Below are 20,779 nucleotides of genomic sequence, written 5' to 3' on the forward strand. Positions count from 1 at the left end.
ACCATGTACAATTATAGATTATCTATTATAATTCCTGCATATAATATGGACTCGTGCATTAAGTCATGTTTAAACTCTCTATTAAAAAAACCAACCATGGATGCACAAATTATCGTGATAAACGATGGATCGACAGATAGTACCGAAGAAGTGCTATCCTCATTTAAAGGATATGAGAACTATTCGTATGTAACCACTGAAAATCATGGTGTTTCTGCGGCCCGCAACCTAGGAATCACCATGGCTCAAGGTGAATATGTTTGGTTCGTTGACGCAGATGATCAAATCGATTCCACATTCATTGAACGGGCCATTTCACTTCTCAAAAAAGGTACATCACATGGAAATCAATGGGATTGGCTTGTTTTTGGTTCATTGAATATCTTTGCCTCCGGCAATACAACATCACATGCATTGCAAAATGACTTGAGATTAGAAACACGTAAACAATTCCACAATCATTTCGATGATATATTCAGCCAACTTCCATATAACGTACCTTGGAACAAATTTTTTAAACGCACTATCATCATGGAACATCGGTTATCTTTCCCGCCGATGACCACTGGCGAAGATGCCGCATTTATAACTTCATATTTACCTTATGTCAATACCTGCTGTGTCTTAGCTGAAACTCCATATTACTATCAACTTGAATCTTCATCATCTATGCGATCAACACATCGAGCATTGAAAGAGTATCAGGATAATCGAAATCGGATATTCTCTCAAACTAAAACATTCCAAAGGTTAGGTTTAAAGAGCGATAAAGTCACATCCGAATCGGTATATCGACTCATATATGGAACTTATATACTCCTTTACCAGTCTGTTCACAACAAACAGAACAGCTTAAAAGTCTTTTTAAGAAGCACACACGCTTTACCTGGTCTCACAGAATTTCTTGCTCTAGCCGAAAATCTCCCTATGACTCCTCGCATACGAATCCTACGTTTCTTCGTACAACATCCATTTGCCTTTTATTTGTATTACCAGATAAGGAGTGCACGATGACGCCGCGGATAGCAGTATTTGCTTACACTGCATTAAATCTTGGAGATGACTTATTCCTTAGTACACTTTTTCAGCGATATCCTTACGCACGATTTACTCTCAATGCGTCCAGCCAGTACGCTCGTATGTTTCCATCGGCAAACATACGACATATACCAGTCCCGCGCAATGACTTTCTAAGACGAAGTTTCTACAAACTCGTAAAAATCACAAATTTCCCCCTTGACCGGTTAATGTGCTGGAAGAAGAACGCTGCAGTCACCATTGCCGGATCTATGTTCATCGACCCGAATCTTCCAGATTTCGAATTGCCCAATAGACTGCCAATGTTCATCATTGGAGCAAATTATGGACCAGAGCGAACCATTCAGTATCGTCAATCCATGCATACATACTTTGCCAGTTGCAAGGATGTTTGCTTCCGCGACAAATACTCCCAAAGCACATTCTCTGATTTGACGAATGTACGACACGCTCCAGATGTAATGTTTTCTGCTGATTATTCAGCATACATAAGTGACCATGATTCATGCATTGCGAATGGGCCTCTCGTAATTTCCGTCATTGATTTATCCTGGCGAAAGACTCTTGCACAACATCAGAATAGTTATTTTGATTTTTTGAAACGTGCATGCGAACAGGCTGTAGCAGAAAAACATGAAGTTGTACTTATGTCTTTCTGTAAATACGAAGGTGACGAGAAAGCATGCGATGATCTCTTCTCTATATTAGATACATCTGTTGCCCAACATACGCATATCTACCGATATCGAGGCAACATATCCAGCGCCTTGAAAGTCATTGGAAGCGGGTATCGAGTCATCGGGTCACGTTTTCATAGCATTGTACTCGGTCTTGCCATGGGCAAGCAGGTTCTGCCTCTCTATTACAGCGAGAAAACCGTTTCCATGCTCCACGATTTAGGTCTTAATACAGGAATCGATATTGCGTCGCTGAAGAATTATTCAACAGATACGACTAATGACGTATCACTGAATGCAGAGCGCATCACGAACCTTCAGGAACAAGCCAAGCAACAGTTCAAAGCTCTAGACTCCTATATGGCAAGGATAACCAACAAATAATGGGGAAATATAAACAACTAGCAATCAATATCAGCATATTTGCTCTTAATTTTGTAGCGACTAAATTGATTACTTTTCTGCTTGTGCCGTTGTATACCTACTACCTGAGTAAGGCAGAATTTGGTTTAACGGACATGTCCGTCACAGTAAACATGATGATTGCCCCACTAGCAACATTAGCAATCGCTGATGCAGTGATTAGATTCGTGATTGAGAACCAAGAACGTTCAGGCCGATACGTATTAACTGGCGTAGTCGTTACATTCATAGGCGTATTTATTGTAGCTCTCCTGCTTCCTCTACTGGATCTACCATTCTTCGGTGGATTAGGAACCTATCGCTTCCAATACCTTTGCACATTTGCGACTAGTAGTTTCTTCTCTCTATTTGGTGAAATTGCACGAGGTTTTGGAATCTTAAAACTCATCCCTCTATGTGCAGTGACATCGTCAATCATTACTATGGGATTGGCAATCGTTTGCATTGCTTGGCTTAACATGGGTGCAAACGGTTATTTTATTGCCGTTTCCGCTGGCCCCGCAATTGGATGTCTTCTATACCTTACTATCGGCGGCTTTGGCAGCATTATTATCACAGAAATACGGCAGATGCATCAAAACCCTCACAAGTATATCTCTGTCCAATATGCCGATTTTCGTTCAATGCTACGATATTCACTTCCACTAGTACCGAATTCACTATTTTGGTGGATTGGCACAAGTATCAATCGCTTCTTTTTGACCGGCATTCTCGGCGTCGCTTCTTCCGGTCTCTTTGCTGCCGCAAGCAAAATCCCCGGACTACTCAGCATGGTATATCAAGTATTTCTTCAAGCATGGCAGATATCTGCCTTTCAAGAAGCACACGATAATCCGAACATCTTCTTTTCTAGAATATATTCGTTGCTTCGTCCATTAATGTTCATGGCAGCTTCAATTTTGATGCTCTTCTCCCCGTGGATTGCTTCTTTGTTGCTACAGAAGGAATTCTACCAGTCGTGGACATTGATCCCTATGCTATTAATTGCAATTCTATTCAATGTTTTGAACTCTTTTGTGGGCACCATATACACCACCACAATGAAGACCAAAGGATTAATGATTACTACATTAATAGGTGCAGCAAGCAGCGTAATATTAAATGCTGCTTTGATACCTATCTGCGGCATTATAGGAGCTTGCTACGCCATGGCTATTAGCAATATCCTCGTATTTCTATTGCGTATATTCGGCACCAAAAAAATCCTGTCGTTTGATATGCAATGGGGAAAGTTCTTCCTTGCCACAGTACTGCTCGGTGTGCAAACTGCAATCATGACTATTCATGCAAACGCATATCTTCCGATTTCAGCAGTGCTTTGTACAGTGCTTGTCGTAATAGAAATGTACGGCATACACCAGTATCTCGCACTGCTATGGCATCAGATAGCCACCAAAGCTGAGAAACTTTTTTTCCTGTAAAGATTGACACGCACCGATTGAAAGACTCCAACAATCGCCATCATATAAAGTAGAAAAGAGCACAACATGATTACCAATAAGCAAGAGCTTCATGAATATATTGAAGCCGATGAATGCGTACAACCACAACATCATAATCTCATCGTTCGTTTGATATGCGGCCGAATGTTTAGCTTAAAGAAGCATTTACGCAAGTGCGAATATCATCACAATGTCGCCTGCAGTAATAATTTCCAAAAATTATATCATAAACTTGCATACTATTGGCACCTATACAGACTTCGTCGTATTAATGAATCATACGGCAGCGAAATCCCCATCAATGTGTTTGGCAAGGGTCTAGCCATATGGCATGGGCAAAGAATCATCGTAAATCCCAACGTGAGAGTCGGTGATTATTGCAGTCTTTCCAGTGGAGTAGTCCTTGCCGAAACACATGATAAAAACCCCGTAATCGGGAACAATGTCGAACTTATGGTGGATTCAAAAGTACTAGGAGGGATCACAGTCGCCGATAATGTAAGAATTGGCGCCAACACCGTGGTCCTCAAGTCAATCAACGAGCCTAATACCACTTGGGTTGGGTACCCAGCCCGAAAGGTCAGCGACAAAGGCACGATTGAGACACCGGTTCCTCGAGTCGGCTCATATAAGGGCGGATTCCTACAGCTCTTTAAATAATATTTATGGATTTTATCGAGCAAGGCTGAAAAGTTGGCACAAATGCAAGCTTTAATCATTACATGTTATAAAGATTCCAACCAATTAATCAAACTCATCGAATCAACATGCAAAAATTTTCTTGTTTATGTTCATGTAGACAAGAAATCTACTATCGATCTAAATTACTTAATAAAAAAGAAATTCCCTAATACTACAATCATCAGCAATTATTCTATTAATTGGGGAGGAATGAATCATCTTCTTGCAATTATTGATTTAATTCATCTTGCATTAAAAGACCAACGAACCTCATTTATCCATATCATTTCTGCACAAGATATACCAACAAAGAGCCCAAGTGAATTTAAGCAGAAATTCGAGCATTCAGAAAAAATTTATATGGAATGCATACCTCAACATTCCATGCCTCCCCAGATTGTACGCAGAATAGAAAATTGGATTCCATCAGCTAATTTCGAGAGCCGCAAAACACCAGTTCGCGTTCTTAATATGTCATTTTATATTGCGGAACGAGTTTTACATTTAACCCGAAAACAACTTGGGGAATATAGGAATACTTTTAAAGGACAAATTTGGTGCTCAATTCCTCGCCATGTTGCACAATATGTCCTCGATTATATCAACTCTCATAAAAACTTCATGCGAAGTCTGAAACATACAATCATTCCTGAAGAATTCTTCTTCCAGACTATTATCGCTAATTCTCCATATAAATCCGATATTATCGATAATGATTTACGATATGTGGATTGGACATATAGGAATGGGAGCGGACCGGCCATTCTCGATGAGACCGACTACGAAAAAATACTCTCACGCAATGCTTTCTTTGCAAGAAAAATTGATTTAACTATCTCCAAGAAACTGATTGCATTGATTGAAGCAAAAACCACGACCAACTAATTTTACCTAAACATATCATTTGTCCGTGCATAAAGGGGACATCAGTACAACGAGCCCGCGAAGTGTGATCCGACCGTTACGCACCGCACTTCGATTATCGGGGGACTAAAGTAATTCAAGTTCGATAATTTGAGTGCGCTTTAGTCTGCGCTTAAGCAATTACTTGGATCAAATCGAATCGCATACTTTAATATTGCAGCCAATCGGCATTCAGCCTCAAGCCCCTTTTCACAGCACCACAGTTCTTTGCCTCATAAGGCACGATTCCTGCTGCGATTGCCACAAAACGGCGGAATTCCAACGAAATCTCTTTTGCCTGTCATTTGCTTCTCTTTTGATTTTAAAATCAAAAGAGAAGCAAATGACAGGCAGCATACGGCAATCTGTCTACTTAGTGATTCGCGGCTGTCACGGTGTTGCCAGCAAGAGAGACAAACGGCCGCACTTTGATAGCAGCTACGGCCATGCCCCCCTCAAAAATCAGCGAAGAACGTAGCGAGTACCTCGGCCACGGCCCTCCTGCCGTATGAGCCCTTCATTCACAAGACGTTTGAGCACGTATTTGGCTTTGGATGAACTTACACCGGTCAATCGCTCAACTTATAAATCGGACAATTATCGGACATAAATAGATTTTGCGGACATAAATGGGATTTGCGGACAATTATCGGATAATATTTGCCCGCAAATCTTCTAGCACTCTTCAAAGAGTCCTTTCCAAGGTTCCCAGCAGCACAATCGCATTGCTACCTACTTGGCGTCATGCATAGACAAGCCCAGCGGCCGCACTTTGATGGCGGCCACGGCCCACAGGAGCAGCGGGAGGGCGTAGAAGGCGTAGCCCTCGAACTGGATGTAGAGGTACACCACGAGCAGGAACCAGCAGACGGTGGTCTTGTTCCATGCATGGCTGCGGCTCACATGCCATAGCACCATCACCACTAAAAGCAGCGAGGCGATCAGGCCGAATTCCACGAAGAAACTGGTGTAGGCGCTCATCGTGAACATGTTCATCGGCGTCACCTGGGCATACCAGCCCTTGGGGGCGGAAGCATTCAGTCCCAAACGCTCCAAGGCACGCACGGCGGCGTCGGCACCCTGATGTGTGGCGTCGGAGAGATTGCCGGCGCCATAGCCGAGCAGCAATTGCTGCGGATGCTTCAGCGCACCGGCACCGGGGCCGAGAGCGATTGCCAGAGGCGGGCGTAGAACGAACCATCGCCGTCAAAACCAAGCTCGGCGATGGAACTTAATCGATGGTTCACGGCCACGCTCAGTGCACCCACTCCCCCGGTGACCACCAGCTCGCCGAACGCGATCAGCCGTCCCTTCCACGTGCGCCAGCTGTTCGCCTCGATAATCACGAACACCAGCGCGATGATCGAATCGAGAATGATGCGCACACCGGCGCCCATCAACACCGCACCGGCCGCGAACACGACGATCAGCACACGCAAACGATTCACACGCTTGCGGTCACGCCCACGCACCAGCCAAACCAGCGGCAGCAGCACGCCGAACAAGTGCATGCCAATGTAGCTTGGCTCAGCGAACAGAAACTGCGGACGTCCACCGCCCCACTTGGATGTACTGCTGATGTATTGGCGGCTCATCAGGCGCATGAAGAAATCACGCACAGTGGTCCATTCGAGCATGATGGAGAGCCTCTGCACCACGCCCACCATGAACGCAAACCAATAGACCAGAATGAGCAAATCCAGCATACGGCGCCAGGAAAGCCGCTTGACGCTCAGCGCGATGTCCAGCGAGACCAGGCAGGCCAGCGCGCCGAACACACCGGAGAACGAGATCATGGCAGGCAGACGGTGGAAACCGACCAGCTGCCAGTCCAACAATGAAAGCGCCACGAGCAGCATCGGGAAGAGGAAGAACACGCGGAAGCGATGCCAGACCTGAGGCAGAGCACGCCAATTCGCCACCGCGTATGCCAGGAACAGCCACGGCGAAAGCGGCGTCCAGAACGGCATATACGGGCCGGCGACGGTGCCGTCAATGGGCAACATGGCCAGCGCGGCGTAGAAAATGAAATCGGAGGCGTCGGCGATGATCGGGCGGTCGTCGTCAAGCGTCACACCCGCCTTGCTGAAATCGGCCTGCACAATATCCGAATTAGTCACGAGTTCGCTCCTATATTCACAGTTGACTTTCCTTCAGCCGGCATACGCCAAACACAGCCAAAGAGGCCGACTTCTTCTCCCCAACAGGCGCCAACTATAGCGCCGATAATAAATCAGCGCGTAAAAAGCTTGTGGAAGAGCCGTAAATATTGAAGCGACGAACCCAGGATGCGCTCAGACGGTATAGGCGTACTGACGCGTGATTTGAGGGCGCACGGGGGCCTCCTCCACGCGGTAATGCTTGCGCATGCTGGTCAGAATCGTGCGCAGGGCCTTGTTCGTCTGCTCGGCGGCAAGACGGAACTTGGCGTACTCCTTGCCATGCGGATCCTCGATATCGTCCGGAGTGGGCAGCATCGGTCGAATAATGGAGGAAGCATCAATCACCGACTGCAGTCGCTCCTGGATGGTCAGGCCTTTGACCAGACCATTGCGGGCGCAGTACTCGCACATATTGGCGAAATCATTGAGCAGGAATGTGTAGCGCACGGCCGTGGGAGCGAGCGTCACGATATCCTTGCGCTGATCCTTTTCGAAGCACAGAATCAGATCCGCGGATTTGGCCAGCTGCTGGGTGAGCCTTCGGGAACGGAATCCGCTCGGCTCGATGTTCACGCTTCTCATCAGCGAAGCGCTGGATGGGTCCATCTGGTGCATGGGCAGGCCATGCGTGCCGGCGCTGGAGACCTGAACCGTGGTACCGGCAAGATACTTGGTCAGCAGGAGTTCTCCCATGGGGGAACGACAGATATTGCCGGTGCAGACGAACATGATATGCATAAGGCTAATCTCTCATTCTCTCGACGCCGCGTTGCGGTTTTCCAATCACTGTCTAACTGGCCATTCTACTCAGAAGTTACGGACGAATGGTGTGTGCCCGAATCGTAATGGAAAAGCCTATAGGGGGGTGAGGCGAGTGATATGGTGTCATAAGCGTAGATATCGTGTGCGCGGGGTGTGGTTTGACCCTACCGAAGGAAGAGAAGGAAGAGATTTCGGTTATGTCGAAAGACACGAGTTTAGCGGCATCAAGCCCAGATGACGGCAATGGCGCGGATACGATGACTCTGTCTCGGGTGAGAGTGGGGGCCAGTCGCGCATCCCAGCCGTTCGCTGGTGCCGCACAGGCTGCATCGAATACCGCGGCACCGACCTTCTTCGATGGCACGTATTTCTCTTCCGCGTCGGAGGGAAACGCCTCCCCTGACGATAATGCCGCGCATGTGGTGACCGGGTATTCGGTTCCGGCCTGGCGCTACCTCTATAACGGCACGCTGATCGCACTGGATCTGCTGATGACCATCATCGCCACGTGCCTGGTGTTCCTGCTGAGGCCATCCTCATACATCTATGTGCAGGACATCGGCCCGGGCCAATATGGCATGATCAGTTTCCTCGCGCTGGCCTGCGTCTCCTGGGTCATCAGCCTGTATGCGGCACGGAGCTACGAGCGCCATACGATGGGCGAGGGCTATGCCCTGTATGCCAAGCTGCTCAACGCCGCGTTCATCGACTTCATCATGCTGTGCACGTTGGGGTATCTCTTCCACCTCAATGTGCCTCGTTCGCTGAACGTCTTCATCCCTCTGATCTCATTGGGATTGGTCATTATCGAACGCTGGCTGATGCGCCGCGCCCTGCATCGCAACCGTATGAAGGGCGAATTCAACTACCCGACCGTGGTGGTGGGCTCGCCCGAAGGCATCCATAAAACCTTGCAGCAGTTGGATCGGTCTCGCAACCTTGGTTACGCGCCGATCGCAGTGTGCCCAATCGAATCGGCCGAGAACGAGGAAGACCCGAATCAGCCCCAGCATCTGGTCGCAGTGCCGTTCACCCCGCTGAATGATGCCGAAGCTCGCCTGAAGGTACTGTCGCTGAATTCCCATTTGCCGCAGACCGCCAAGCGCATGAAGGCACGCACCGTGCTCGTCACCGATGTGCTCACGCGTGATTCCGAAACGATGCGAACGCTATCTTTGGCGGTGGAATCCATGGGTATCGAGCTTGCCATGACCACGTCGGTCGCGGATTTGAGTGGAGCGGACCTGCATTTCCGCAATGATCCGAGCATGCCGATCGTCACCGCTCAGCTTTCCCAGTACTCCACCACCACCCGCATCCTGAAACGCCTGTGCGATATCGTGCTTTCCTCGGTGGCCATCATCCTGAGCTCGCCGATTATGCTGTGGGTGGCATACAAGGTGAAGCACGAGGACGGCGGTCCGGTGTTCTACTCGCAGACGCGCGTGAGCATCTACGGCAAGCCATTCACTATGTACAAGTTCCGCTCCATGCGTACCGACGCCGATAAGATCAAGTCCCAGCTGGCCAAGGAACGCGGCATTGAGGATCGCTTCATATTCAAGCTCAAGGATGATCCGCGCGTGACCAAGATCGGTCACTTTATCCGCAAGACCTCGCTGGATGAATTCCCGCAATTCTTCAACGTATTCAAGGGCGACATGAGTCTGGTGGGCCCGCGCCCGCCGCTGCCGGAAGAAGTGGCGAAATACAATATGCTGTATTCCACCCGTCTGCTGGTCAAGCCGGGTATCACCGGTCCATGGCAGATTTCCGGACGCAGCGATCTTTCGCAGGAGCAGTCGGAATATGCCGATGTTTCGTATATTCAGGACTGGTCGATCACCGGCGATATCGCGATTCTGTTCAAGACCGTGGGTGCGGTGTTGAAGGGTACTGGATCGTATTAAATCCGCGTCTGTTAATTAATTAGGGAATGAAGGGGCTTTATGTCGAATGGCATAAAGCCCCTTTGCCGTACCTGTCCATGTGAGGAATACGGTTCATGCACTGTGTTTCATGCACTGTTGCACACAGTATTGCGCACAGTGCGCTGGAGCCCAGAACGGACCGGGGATGGGAGTAGTCTTTCTTCGGATTGATATGCGAATCCATCGATGGATGTATCGGCAACAGAATGGGGTTTGTGTGGCCGGAACGAGCGGAATCAAGCATCGCACCAGCGAGTTACAGCGGGCGCTGAGCCAAGAGGAATCATATGTAGACGGCAAACTGAGCCGGGCCGCATTCGTATCCATCGCCATCCTCACCTTCATCACCTTCGTCGGCAATTTCGCGCAGTTGCAGTTGAGCTCGGCGCTGCCGATCATCGTTTCGGAATTCGGCATCTCGGTGACCACCGGGCAATGGCTCACCTCCGTGTTCCAGCTGGTGATGGGCGTCATGGTGCCGCTCACCGCTTTTCTGACCCGCAGATTCTCCACCCGACAGATTGTGATCACCTCCATGGCGGTGTTCACGATTGGTTCCGTCATGTCGTGGCTGGCCCCGAACTTCATTTGGGTGCTGGCCGGGCGCGTGCTCGAGGCGGCGGGCACGGGCGTGATGTGGCCAGTGCTGCAGATCACCGTGTTCTCCATCTATCCGCTGTCGCGTCGAGGCTTCGCCATGGGCACGGTGGGTATGGCCATGAGTGTGGCTCCGGCCATCGGGCCGGTTTTGGGCGGCTGGCAGACCGATGCGAACGGCTGGCGATCCATCTTTCTGACCCTAAGCATCATCGGCATCCTGTCGTTGGGCGCGGCCGTGCTCTGGCTGCATAACTTCGGCGCGCATGACCCGTCCGCACGTGCGGATTTCTTCTCCGTGTCCCTGTCCGTAATCGGTTTCGGCGGGCTGATGTTCGGCTTCACCAATTCGGAGGCCTACGGATTTGCGGCTCCGGTGGTGTGGGGGCCGATGATTGTCGGTCTGACCGGCATCGTGTGGTTCGTGATGCGCAATTTGCGCCATGGGCGGCGTTACCGTGAGGCCAAGGCCTCCGGCGCGACGCCGCTCCCCCAGCCGGCGCTGCTCGACTTGCGTGTGCTGAAGAACCGCTCGTTCACCGTGGGCACCATCACGGCTTCGCTGGCGTTCTTCGCGTTCAGTTCGATTCTGGTGATCATGCCACTGTACATCCAGACCGATCGCGGGTTTTCGGCCACGATGAGCGGCCTGATTATGCTGCCGGGTGCCATCGGGCAGTGTGTATCGCAGTTCTTCGGCGGGCGTGCGATGGACCGCTTCGGCGCCCGACCGGTGGCGTTGTTCGGTTCCAGTGTGCTCACGCTGGGCACCATCGGCATGTCGCTGATCTCGATAGACACATGGATCTGGTGGGTGTCAATCTGCCAATTCGTGCGCCAGATCGGTATGGGCTTCCTACTGATGCCGATCACCACATGGTCGCTGAACTGCCTGAACGGGCCGGATGAGGTGTCGGCCGGCTCTTCCGTGACCAATACCGCGCGTCAGATCGCTGGTGCGGTGGGCGCTCCGGTGCTTGTGATCCTGATGGAGACGTTCGCTGCATGGAATCATGCTTTGGGGGCTTCCACGGTTGCCGCTTCGATTTTCGGCATCCAGTGGGCGCTGCGTATTTCCGCCAGCATCTGCCTGGCGATGGTGCTGATGGTGGCGTTTGGCGTGCGCGGCGATGGTGCCGGCCATATGCGTGATGCCGTGTCGCTTCATATGCTGCGTGAACGGCTGAAGCGCGCCTAGGAGCCTCTAGCCGTCAATCAGTCACCACTCTGTCCGTCAAGTTGTCACCCTTCATGCACTTGACTGTAGGTTTTTGAACACTGACTGTAGGTTATTTGACGTTGACTGTAGGATTCCCAACGAAATCCGTTCAAAAACCTACAGTCAATGTTCAAAATCCGACAGTCAGTGTTCAAAAACCTACAGTCAACTTGAACCGCAGTAATAGGAAGTATGGGAATACCATAGTCGGCATAGAATCCGACCAGCGGATAGCAATTGACTTGCTGATGGCGAGAGCAACGGCCTGTCGAACCGTTGTCAACAGACTAATCCAACCTTGCCACGATGCCTCTCGAACCCCTGCGAGCGTCAGCTAGCCACGTCTTACCATCGGACGAGACATAATCATAATCATCGAATCCACGGAGCAGTGGGCTTGCCGACTGGTACTCCCGCTGCAGCCAAAGCTTTTTTCATCGGCAATCGACGATATGCGTCGTTGAAGAACCAGCGCACAGTACGACTAATACCAAGTGCAGCAAGCACATTCTGCCTACTACGCTCAAGCCCAACTATGCCACTGATGTGTTGTCCATTGGTCATCGATGGATCCACGTATTTCTTTTGCCCGTCGAACTCGCCAGCGATCATCGTCCCGTCAGACAATCTCCACAAATAATCGACTCGATACACAGTATTGGGATTATTTTTATCGACGAACTCAACCTGCTGCTCCGGTAGCATCACGCCCTCCTCCGCCATAGTCCCATAGCAAAATGACTCGCCGCCATTCTCGCTGAGGCCATTGGCAAAGGCGGCAAGCGCACGTGCTTGATACTGGTTACGGCAGCGGTGTTTCTCATTGCAATATGCAACTAGACTGTCACGCGTCACGAGCTCCTGCCGAATCGCAGAGTCATAAAACGACAGCGCGCTCCGAGGCTCGTAAATACGGCCGCAATCGAATAAAGTGCGTTGAATCGTTGTGACCTTGGCTCCATTGACATATTGGGCTTGTTCGATTTCGTGCCGCGGCACATAGAATCTACGCACCTGACTGCAATACTCATTAGTCGGCGTTCCGCTACTTGCCGCTATCATGATCCGGCTATCTCGAGCGTGCAAATGGAAAGAATGATCCAATCCCCATGCGCAGGCCGCCGAAATACCGGCGAAGACCATATCAGGATGCCCTACCGAAAGCGTGCGCATAATATGGAGCATCTGGTCTGGTGGATTGAGGCTACTCCAATATCCACGGTCCATGTACATGTTGGGGTATGGACGAATGATTTCTCCTTTTGCCTTCATCCGTCTCAGTAACATGTACTCCGCATCCCCAAGTGCTCGCATGCAGCGCCCACCCTGCGTTGCGGCATCCAATTTATTCATCACTGTTGCATATGTATCCATATAGCAACGCTAGGAACCGTCAATAGCGTTCAGCAAGCTCGACCGGTAATTGTGGATACTATGACAGGGCAAAAACTCTTGTGGATAACTCATCGTTATCCACAATTATTCTTTTGACTTTGCGCCAAGAACTGAAAATGCACCCGAAGTCGACGGAATATCTCGTAACGAAGCAATCGATATGGCTCATACCCTTTATGTCAGTCTAAAACCATCTAAGACTGTAGGATTTTCTACATTTGCTGTAGGTTATTTGACACTGACTGTAGGTTTTTGAACGAATTTCGTTAGAAATCCTACAGTCAGTGTCAAATAACCTACAGTCAGTGTCCAAAATCCTACAGTCGAGGCAGGAGCCTGCCTATCAGGCCTTGCCGAGGGACGAGTTGTTCTTTTGCTAGGGACGAGTTCTCTGCTTAAGGACGAGTCATCTGCTTAAGGACGAGTCATCTGCCTAGGGACGAGTTCTCTGCCTAGGGACGAATCGTCTACCTAGGAACGAATCGTCTACCTAGGGACGAATCAAGCCTTGCCGAGGATGGTGAGGACGATGAGAAGCACGTTGAGCGCGATGATCAGCGCAGCCACGGCGATGAAGATGGCATGCTTAATCGGGCCGTCCACCCACTTGCCCATCAGTTCCTTGTTGTGCGTGTAGCGCATCAACGGGATGATGGCGAACGGAATGCCCACGGAAAGAATCACCTGGCCAATCACCAGCGCCTCGGTCGGGTTCGGCGCAAACCACAGCACAATCAGGCCTGGCACCAGCGTCACCACGCGGCAGGCCCACATTGGCGCCTTGATACGCAGCAATCCATGCATGATCTCGGATCCGGCATATGTACCCACCGAAGTGGAGCTCAGCGAGGAGGCCAGCAGACCAATGGAGAAGATCGTGCCGATCACCGGGCCGAGCACGGAAACAATCGCATGCTGGGCACCCTCGATGGAATCAGTGCCTTTCATGCCATAGAGGGAATTGGCGGCGAGGATCAGCAGGCTCAGATTCACCGTACCGGCCAGCACCAAAGCCCAGAACACATCGACTTTGGATCCATCGAGCAGACGTTTGATGGAAGGCTTGGCCTGGCCACCCGCGTAATGATCGTTGACCAATGTGGAGTGCAGGTAAATCGCGTGCGGCATCACCGTGGCGCCCAGCATGGAGGATGCCATCAGCACGGAATCCGTGGTGGTGAAGTGCGGTATCAGGCCTCCTGCCACGTCGGCCGGATTCGGCGGCGCGATGAACAGGCCGGCAATGAAGCCGAACGTAATCACCAGCAGTAGGGCGATCACCATTTTCTCGAACAGCCGATGGGTCTTGCCGCCCTCGAACAGCAGCAGCACTGTGGAGACCGCGCCGATCACCACGCCGCCCACAAACAACGGCAGACCGAACAGCAGGTTCAATGCGATGGCGCCGCCGATCAGCTCGGCCAGATCGGTGGCGATGGCGATGACTTCGGCCTGCATGAAGAACATGAATCGCCCGGCGTCATGCATACGTTCGCCGAGCAGCTCCGGCAAGGATTTGCCGGTCACAATGCCGAGTTTGGCGGACTGGTATTGGATCAGCACACTCATCGCGTTGGCGAGCACCAGCACCCAGACCAACAGATAGCCGTAGCGCGCGCCCGAGGTGACGTTGGCGGCCACATTGCCCGGATCCACATACGCCACAGCGGCCACGAACGCGGGGCCCAGAATGCCGGCGAGCGCGTGACCGTGATGCGCCACCGTCTTGCTGCTACGTCCTTGCGCGCGGGCTGCGGCACGTTCCTTGTCGATTTCGGCGTCGCCGCGCTCGATGCTGGCCGCGGTCTCGGCGTCCACGATGTTGAGCTCGGGATGTTTGGCGGTGAGCCGCTCCTGATCGGGGTGGATGGCACGCCGCTTGTCGATGGTGTGCATACGGCCGTAGCCGCGACCGTGGGTGTTGCTGGCAATGGTGGGGTCGTTGGTGCGCGGCGCGTGTTGATTGGCGGCGCGCTTAGTTGCGGATGTATTGGCGGATTGATTCGAGGAATTCTCGGGATTATTCGTGTTCGTGTTGGCGCTCATGTATTCGTTCGTGCCTCTCTTATATACCGGCCCCTGTTATAGCGTCACCATGTTTCTGAGTCAATTACAAAGTCATGCGGATATATCGGCCAGACAACAGTTCATTGATTATTCACCGGTGACTACTCATCGGCTGGAACCGCCTGGCCGGGGCAGGTGTGGAGCACGGCGAGCATCGCGTCTTTTTCCTGGCTGGTCACGGTGAGCCGGTATTTGTCTTTGACTCCGATCTGCCGGGCCACGTAATCGCACCGGTAGGCGGCGTTGGTGGGCAGCCAGTAGGCGGCGGAGGCGGAGCCCTTCTCCTGATTGGCGGGTCCGTCCACCGCGAGCAGGTTGTAGGGGTCATTGCCGAACTGGTGACGTTCGGCGGTGGACCAGTCGCGTGCGCCGGACTGCCATGCGTTTTCGAGTGCCACCACATGGTCGATCTGCACTTTGGCGCTGGTGGTGCGGCCGCGTACGAAGTGAATGGTCTGACCGGTGTAGGGGTCTTGCAGCGTGCCGGATGACACTTGGCATGAACCGGCGTATTTGTAGCGCACATCGGTCAGATCGCGGGCGAGCACGTCCTCACGGGCGTCGCATCCGTTGCCGTCGGTGTCGGTTTCGCGGAAGCCGAAGGAGTCGCGGTCGTATCCGGCCGCGTTTTGGCTGTCGTCTACGGTCAGGTGATTCAGGGTGTCCGCGGCGGAACCTGTGGCGGTGTAGTTGCCGGTGATTTTGCCTGCGGTCGGGCTTATCTCAGGCAGCAGCAACCCTGCGGTGACGCCGATGATGGCGGCGATCACCAGCAGGATCAGGATGCGTTCCAGCGGGTTCGAAGCATTGAATCCGCGGCGGAAATGCGTGGAACTTGGACGAGGGCGACGGTATGAGGAACGGCGTGGCATCGATTCAGGCGTAGGTGAAGGTGGCGGGATCGTGGCCGGCGCGGGTCGGGCCATCGAGCGCGTCGATGGCCGCATGTTCGTCGGCGGTCAGTTCGAAGCCGAAGAGATCAAGGTTCTCCTTCTGGCGGGAAGCGTGCACGGACTTCGGAATGATGATCGTGCCGTTTTCGATGTGCCAGCGCAGAATCACCTGGGCCGGGCTGACCTGATGGGCTTCGGCGATGCGATCGATGGTGCCGTCGCCTGCGTTGAGATCGGCGCCACGGGCCATCGGTGAGTAGGCCTCCACGGCGATGCCGTGCTCCTTGCAATAGGACACCACTTCGCGCTGCTGCCACGTGGGGTGCAATTCGATCTGGTTCACGGCCGGCCAGGAACCGGTCTCCTCGTAAAGGCGCTTCAGGTCGGCCGGCATGAAGTTGCATACGCCAAGCGTGCGGGCGCGACCCTCCTCGCGCAGCTTCATGAACGCCTTCCAGGTATCGGCGCTGCGCCAGTTGAACGGCGTGGGCCAGTGAATCATGTACATGTCCACATAATCGAGCTGGAGCTTGCTCAGGGAGTCATCGAACGCCTTGAGTGCGGAATCGTAACCTTGCTGGGAATCGCGCAGTTTGGTGGTGACCCACAAGGTCTCGCGGGCGGCACCCTTGTTGTAGCCGGTGGCGGCGAGCGCACGACCCACGCCGGCCTCGTTGTTGTATCCGGCCGCACCATCGATATGACGGTAGCCAGCCTCCAGCGCGGATTCGACCACCGGGGTCACGCCGTCATCATCGATGCGCAACACACCGAGGCCGACCTGCGGAATCGAATGGCCGTCTTTCAGTGCGATATCCGGTACGTTGGCGGGATTGATATGCCCATTGGTCATGACGATGCTCCTTTATTCCTGATGGCTACACGTCACTGTACACGGCTTACTCGTCCATCGAGAGGAGCAACCACCTGTTATTTCGATGATCGACGTCACCAGTTATGAATCGAAGGCTCCTCCAGTCACCGGAACCTTCTTTAAAAATCAGAGCCCTTCTCGAAACGAAAGGCCCTTCTAGAACCGAGGTTCCCCTCTCGAACCGAAGGAACCCTCTCGAACTAGAGCCCCTTTCGAACTGAAGTTCCCTTCTTAAACTGGAGCCGGAGAACCCCTCAAAACCAAAAATCCCCAAAACTGGATGTCCCCTTCAAATTCGCGTTACTTTTTTCGAGATAAACCCCAACTTCGTGAAAAAGGCACACTGACGGTCCGTAAGCGTTACCTTTTCACGAGATATGGCCTTATTTCGTGAAAAAGTAACGCTGAGTCACACTCAGTGTTACTTTTTCACGAAGTTGGGATTTTCTTCGAGAAAAGTAACGCACCTAATCCGCTGACAACACTTCAGATAACCACTTATCCACATCTCCTGCCTTCAAATAAGGTTATCCACATAGTTATCCACATCATTAATAACCCCGTCACAGTATCCACATTCCTCATTTCCTCTTGCGTTCGAATCCAAGACCCCTGTAACGTCAATTCATGAAGGAACACAAAGCCGTGACCGCTTTATTGAACACAGCGAAGCAGCAAAAACGCTGTGCCTATGGGACCAATCGAGCCGAGCGCATGGCATTGCGCCGCAGATTGCAAGCAGATGAACTCATTTGCCCGTATAAAGGCATATACGTCGAGAAAACGTATTGGAGCAATCTTTCCCGAGAGGAACAATCGCAGCACACCATACGAACTTTGGCGAGACGCCACCCAAATTGGGTTTTCACCGGTATAAGCGCAGCATGTATATATAACGTGGAGCATTCCTATGCACTGCATGACGGCACTGTGTACATCGCTTCCTCGGGAGGCATCAATGGACAGGACGAGCCTCATCTTCAACGTATATATATGCAGAGAATCCCTGTGCGGAAATACAGAGGTATGAACGTCACATCGCCGGAACGCATGCTCATCGATTGTACATCATTGCCGTTTGCGCAATCATTGGCAATATACGATTCTGCATTGCGCAACAACCTCATCACAACCAATGCAGTGCAATCATTGGCCTTGCAGTGTGTATGCGACGAAGCAGCAGTGTCGAAACTCCTCAAATACGCCAATCCTCTCAGTGAAAACGGAGGCGAATCATTTGCCCGCGGAACGATTCTCGAACGTCATTTCGCGATTCCGCTATTGCAGGTTGAGTTCAACAATCCCAATCACCCCGAATCACCTTACAGAGTGGATTTCCTCTGGAAACTCGCCGATGGACGAATCATTGTGGCGGAATATGACGGTACCGCGAAGTATGCCGATGCAAGCAACGCCAATCGTGCCAGCATACGAGCCAAACTTGAATATGAACGGAATCGGGAACGGCACCTTAAGGATCAAAAGGTCACGGTGATTGTGCATCTGTTCTACGAAGATGTAGTGCAGCCTTGGAGATTGGAGAAAAAGCTACGGGAAGCCGGAGTGCCCCAAGCCTTGAATTTCGCTATGGCGCCAACGCTCACCCAAACGATTTCCACTGTTGCGTGATCATTCGTAATACAGTCATTCCGTCAGCCGCAGTAATACCCCATAAATAATTACCGATTATTTATGATATTTCCTCGCTGAAACTCAATGCTGAGGCTACTATGGGCTGATGTCCCCCACGCTGTATTGAGAGGAAGGCACATGGCGGGTCTGTTTCAGGATGCCACAAAACAAGCAAATCCGCTGGGAACCGCTATCCGCACGCAAGGTTCCGGCAAATACACGTTTGGTTTGGCATTGAGTGCAGGTCTCGCAGGACTCCTCTACGGCTATGACACGGTCTCCATCTCCGGAGCGATTGAATTTCTACGCGCGCGCTACGGCTTGAGCACGGTGATGGAGGGGTTCGTGATCTCCTCCATCATGATCGGCGCCATCGCAGGCGCGGCGGCGGCCGGCTTCCTCTCCGACAAGTTCGGCAGACGCCGCATTCTGATCATCGGCGGCGGTTTCTTCTTCGTGGCCGCGATCTGGAGCGCGCTGACCGCGGGACCCATCGATCTGATCATTTCCCGTATGGTCGGCGGCTATGGCATCGGTTTGACTGCGGCATTGGCGGTCACCTATATCACCGAGTCAGCACCGACCAATATCCGCGGATTGCTGTCGTTCTCCTACCAGATGCTCGCCGTGTGCGGCATCTTTCTGACGAATGTCATCAATTACATTATCGCTTCGTATGGCTCGCATTCCTGGGATGTGAACGTCGGCTGGCGATGGATGCTGGGGCTGGGCGCCATTCCCGCGGCCGCATTCCTGCTCGCGATGCTATGCTCGCCGGAAAGTCCCCGTTTCCTGATTCAGGTCGGCCGGACCGAGGAGGGTTTCGCCGTTCTTGAGCACATTCTCGGCACCGAACGCGCACGCCTGCGTACGGACGACATCAGCGCGTCCGTGAAGCTTGAGCATGAGATGTCGAAGGAATTCCACGATCTGTTCCGCCCGGGGCTTCGCAAGGCGCTGGTCATCGGCATTTTCCTCGCGGTGTTCAACCAGTTCATCGGCATGAACGCCATTTCCTATTACGGCCCGGTGATGTTCGCCGACCTCGGTTTCGGCGGCGACACCGAATTCCTCGCCTCGGCAAGCGTGGGCGGCGTGGAACTGGTGGCCACGGTGATCGGCATGTATCTGATCGACATGTTCGGCCGCAAACGCCTGATGGAGATCGGCACCGGACTGATGTGTGCATTCGCCCTGTGCATCGCCGCCGCCTATGCGATGGGCAGCTCGCTGCTCACATTGGTATTCGTGATGGCGTTCACCGCATCCTTCGCATTCTCGATGGGGCCGATTCCGTGGATTGTGATTCCCGAACTGTTCCCCACGTATTTGCGCGGCCGTGCGACGGGTTTGTGCGTCATGTGCCTGCTGTTCGCCAATTGGGTCATCGCCCAGTTCACTCCGATGATGATTGACGGATGGGGAGGCGGCATCTCGTTCCTTATTTTCAGCGCGCTGAATCTGGTGTGTCTGCTGGGCATCATCGCACTGGTGCCGGAGACCATGGGCCGCACGCTTGAGGAAATCGAACATCTATGGCAGCCGAAGACCGACATGGCAGCCGCGAAATACGCACTGAGCTCCGCGGACGCGAATATCCGCCATGCCGAGGCCACTTTGAGGCGCGTGGAAAACGAGCGTCTGCAGGCCATGGGCATCATGACCATGGCTGAGCGCTCCCGCATTGCCGCGCAGAAGAAGGTCTTTGCGCTCGAAGCCGAGCAGCGTGCACGCGAACAGCAGCGGAAGACGGCTGCAGCGGCGTCCGAGGCCGCAGCCGAAGCCGTTGAGGAGCCGGCATCCGTGCGCGAAGCGGGTGAAGCGGGTATGGATGAGACCGTGCCCATGTCTGATATTGCATGGCCGACGACCATCGGCAGCCCGGAGACTAACATGGCCGCAATGCAGGCCTCTCCGTCCACCGATGAGATGCTGCCGGACGATCGGAAGCCTGGGCAGACGTACCGAACCGAGGATGAGCGCGAGGCGCAGGCAATCGACCGCGCACTGGACTCGCTGGATTCGTTTATCAAGGATTAGTGAGGACGGGCGCTGCGGGACGTCTTGCGCGGTGGTGTTGCGC

At 52.4% G+C, this 20,779-nt stretch carries 16 protein-coding genes; 9 read left to right on the forward strand and 7 right to left on the reverse strand.

All coding sequences use genetic code 11. The features are described from left to right. Positions 1 to 3: 3 nt before the first annotated feature. The 5 genes from F7D08_RS06065 to F7D08_RS06085 all read left to right on the forward strand — a co-directional run bounded on the left by F7D08_RS06065 (position 4) and on the right by F7D08_RS06085 (position 5,146). The gene (locus F7D08_RS06065) at positions 4 to 1,014 is read left to right on the forward strand and encodes a glycosyltransferase family 2 protein (RefSeq protein ID WP_152209776.1); all 1,011 of its coding nucleotides are present in this window, start codon (positions 4 to 6) and stop codon (positions 1,012 to 1,014) included. Next, positions 1,011 to 2,099, forward strand: a complete 1,089-nt coding sequence (locus F7D08_RS06070) for a polysaccharide pyruvyl transferase family protein (protein ID WP_152209777.1) — start codon at positions 1,011 to 1,013, stop codon at positions 2,097 to 2,099. Before F7D08_RS06065 ends, F7D08_RS06070 begins: the two co-directional genes overlap by 4 nt. Continuing rightward, positions 2,099 to 3,559, forward strand: a complete 1,461-nt coding sequence (locus F7D08_RS06075) for an oligosaccharide flippase family protein (protein WP_152209778.1) — start codon at positions 2,099 to 2,101, stop codon at positions 3,557 to 3,559. Before F7D08_RS06070 ends, F7D08_RS06075 begins: the two co-directional genes overlap by 1 nt. A gap of 66 nt (positions 3,560 to 3,625) precedes the next feature. Continuing rightward, complete coding sequence (locus F7D08_RS06080) at positions 3,626 to 4,240, forward strand: LbetaH domain-containing protein (RefSeq protein ID WP_152209779.1); 615 nt, start codon at positions 3,626 to 3,628, stop codon at positions 4,238 to 4,240. Between the two features lie 42 nt (positions 4,241 to 4,282). Further along, on the forward strand, positions 4,283 to 5,146 hold the full coding sequence (locus F7D08_RS06085; protein WP_226803413.1) for a beta-1,6-N-acetylglucosaminyltransferase: 864 nt from the start codon (positions 4,283 to 4,285) through the stop codon (positions 5,144 to 5,146). 750 nt (positions 5,147 to 5,896) lie between these two features. Here the strand turns inward: F7D08_RS06085 and F7D08_RS09830 are convergent. The 3 genes from F7D08_RS09830 to F7D08_RS06095 form a co-directional block, all read right to left on the reverse strand. Beyond that, entirely contained in the window at positions 5,897 to 6,292 is a 396-nt protein-coding gene (locus F7D08_RS09830) for a hypothetical protein (RefSeq protein ID WP_226803402.1), read from the reverse strand. Positions 6,293 to 6,306: 14 nt separating this feature from the next. Then, positions 6,307 to 7,284, reverse strand: a complete 978-nt coding sequence (locus tag F7D08_RS06090) for a hypothetical protein (protein ID WP_226803403.1) — start codon at positions 7,282 to 7,284, stop codon at positions 6,307 to 6,309. 174 nt (positions 7,285 to 7,458) lie between these two features. Continuing rightward, entirely contained in the window at positions 7,459 to 8,064 is a 606-nt protein-coding gene (locus F7D08_RS06095) for an arsenate reductase/protein-tyrosine-phosphatase family protein (protein WP_152209781.1), read from the reverse strand. A gap of 221 nt (positions 8,065 to 8,285) precedes the next feature. Here F7D08_RS06095 and F7D08_RS06100 point away from each other — a divergent pair, with 221 nt between their 5' ends. Both F7D08_RS06100 and F7D08_RS06105 read left to right on the forward strand, forming a co-directional pair. Then, positions 8,286 to 9,998: a sugar transferase gene (locus F7D08_RS06100; protein WP_152209782.1), complete on the forward strand. Its 1,713-nt coding sequence runs from the start codon at positions 8,286 to 8,288 to the stop codon at positions 9,996 to 9,998. Between the two features lie 238 nt (positions 9,999 to 10,236). Further along, positions 10,237 to 11,814: an MDR family MFS transporter gene (locus F7D08_RS06105; RefSeq protein ID WP_226803404.1), complete on the forward strand. Its 1,578-nt coding sequence runs from the start codon at positions 10,237 to 10,239 to the stop codon at positions 11,812 to 11,814. Positions 11,815 to 12,207: 393 nt separating this feature from the next. On the opposite strand, the gene F7D08_RS06115 is transcribed toward F7D08_RS06105, so the two are convergent. The 4 genes from F7D08_RS06115 to F7D08_RS06130 form a co-directional block, all read right to left on the reverse strand. Then, complete coding sequence (locus tag F7D08_RS06115; protein ID WP_152209785.1) at positions 12,208 to 13,209, reverse strand: cupredoxin domain-containing protein; 1,002 nt, start codon at positions 13,207 to 13,209, stop codon at positions 12,208 to 12,210. Between the two features lie 522 nt (positions 13,210 to 13,731). Then, positions 13,732 to 15,003: an Nramp family divalent metal transporter gene (locus F7D08_RS06120; RefSeq protein WP_226803414.1), complete on the reverse strand. Its 1,272-nt coding sequence runs from the start codon at positions 15,001 to 15,003 to the stop codon at positions 13,732 to 13,734. 395 nt (positions 15,004 to 15,398) lie between these two features. Further along, positions 15,399 to 16,169 (reverse strand): HNH endonuclease family protein, encoded by a 771-nt coding sequence (locus tag F7D08_RS06125; protein WP_193316215.1) that lies wholly within the window; start codon positions 16,167 to 16,169, stop codon positions 15,399 to 15,401. 4 nt (positions 16,170 to 16,173) lie between these two features. Further along, positions 16,174 to 17,043: an aldo/keto reductase gene (locus F7D08_RS06130; protein WP_152209786.1), complete on the reverse strand. Its 870-nt coding sequence runs from the start codon at positions 17,041 to 17,043 to the stop codon at positions 16,174 to 16,176. Positions 17,044 to 17,691: 648 nt separating this feature from the next. Here F7D08_RS06130 and F7D08_RS06135 point away from each other — a divergent pair. Further along, positions 17,692 to 18,693, forward strand: coding sequence for an alpha/beta hydrolase family protein (locus F7D08_RS06135; RefSeq protein WP_152209787.1), 1,002 nt, complete (start codon positions 17,692 to 17,694; stop codon positions 18,691 to 18,693). A gap of 141 nt (positions 18,694 to 18,834) precedes the next feature. Further along, complete coding sequence (locus tag F7D08_RS06140; protein WP_226803405.1) at positions 18,835 to 20,736, forward strand: sugar porter family MFS transporter; 1,902 nt, start codon at positions 18,835 to 18,837, stop codon at positions 20,734 to 20,736. Positions 20,737 to 20,779 lie beyond the last annotated feature (43 nt).

This window comes from Bifidobacterium cebidarum, from assembly GCF_009193305.1.
Lineage (GTDB): Bacteria > Actinomycetota > Actinomycetes > Actinomycetales > Bifidobacteriaceae > Bifidobacterium > Bifidobacterium cebidarum.

Coding starts and splice junctions, on each gene's coding strand:
- F7D08_RS06125 (WP_193316215.1), bottom strand. CDS start 16,169: ATGCCACGCCGTTCCTCATACCGTCGCCCTCGTCCAAGTTCCACGCAT.
- F7D08_RS06095 (WP_152209781.1), bottom strand. CDS start 8,064: ATGCATATCATGTTCGTCTGCACCGGCAATATCTGTCGTTCCCCCATG.
- F7D08_RS06100 (WP_152209782.1), top strand. CDS start 8,286: ATGTCGAAAGACACGAGTTTAGCGGCATCAAGCCCAGATGACGGCAAT.
- F7D08_RS06135 (WP_152209787.1), top strand. CDS start 17,692: ATGAAGGAACACAAAGCCGTGACCGCTTTATTGAACACAGCGAAGCAG.
- F7D08_RS06115 (WP_152209785.1), bottom strand. CDS start 13,209: ATGGATACATATGCAACAGTGATGAATAAATTGGATGCCGCAACGCAG.
- F7D08_RS06085 (WP_226803413.1), top strand. CDS start 4,283: ATGCAAGCTTTAATCATTACATGTTATAAAGATTCCAACCAATTAATC.
- F7D08_RS06075 (WP_152209778.1), top strand. CDS start 2,099: ATGGGGAAATATAAACAACTAGCAATCAATATCAGCATATTTGCTCTT.
- F7D08_RS06065 (WP_152209776.1), top strand. CDS start 4: ATGTACAATTATAGATTATCTATTATAATTCCTGCATATAATATGGAC.
- F7D08_RS06070 (WP_152209777.1), top strand. CDS start 1,011: ATGACGCCGCGGATAGCAGTATTTGCTTACACTGCATTAAATCTTGGA.
- F7D08_RS06140 (WP_226803405.1), top strand. CDS start 18,835: ATGGCGGGTCTGTTTCAGGATGCCACAAAACAAGCAAATCCGCTGGGA.
- F7D08_RS06130 (WP_152209786.1), bottom strand. CDS start 17,043: ATGACCAATGGGCATATCAATCCCGCCAACGTACCGGATATCGCACTG.
- F7D08_RS06080 (WP_152209779.1), top strand. CDS start 3,626: ATGATTACCAATAAGCAAGAGCTTCATGAATATATTGAAGCCGATGAA.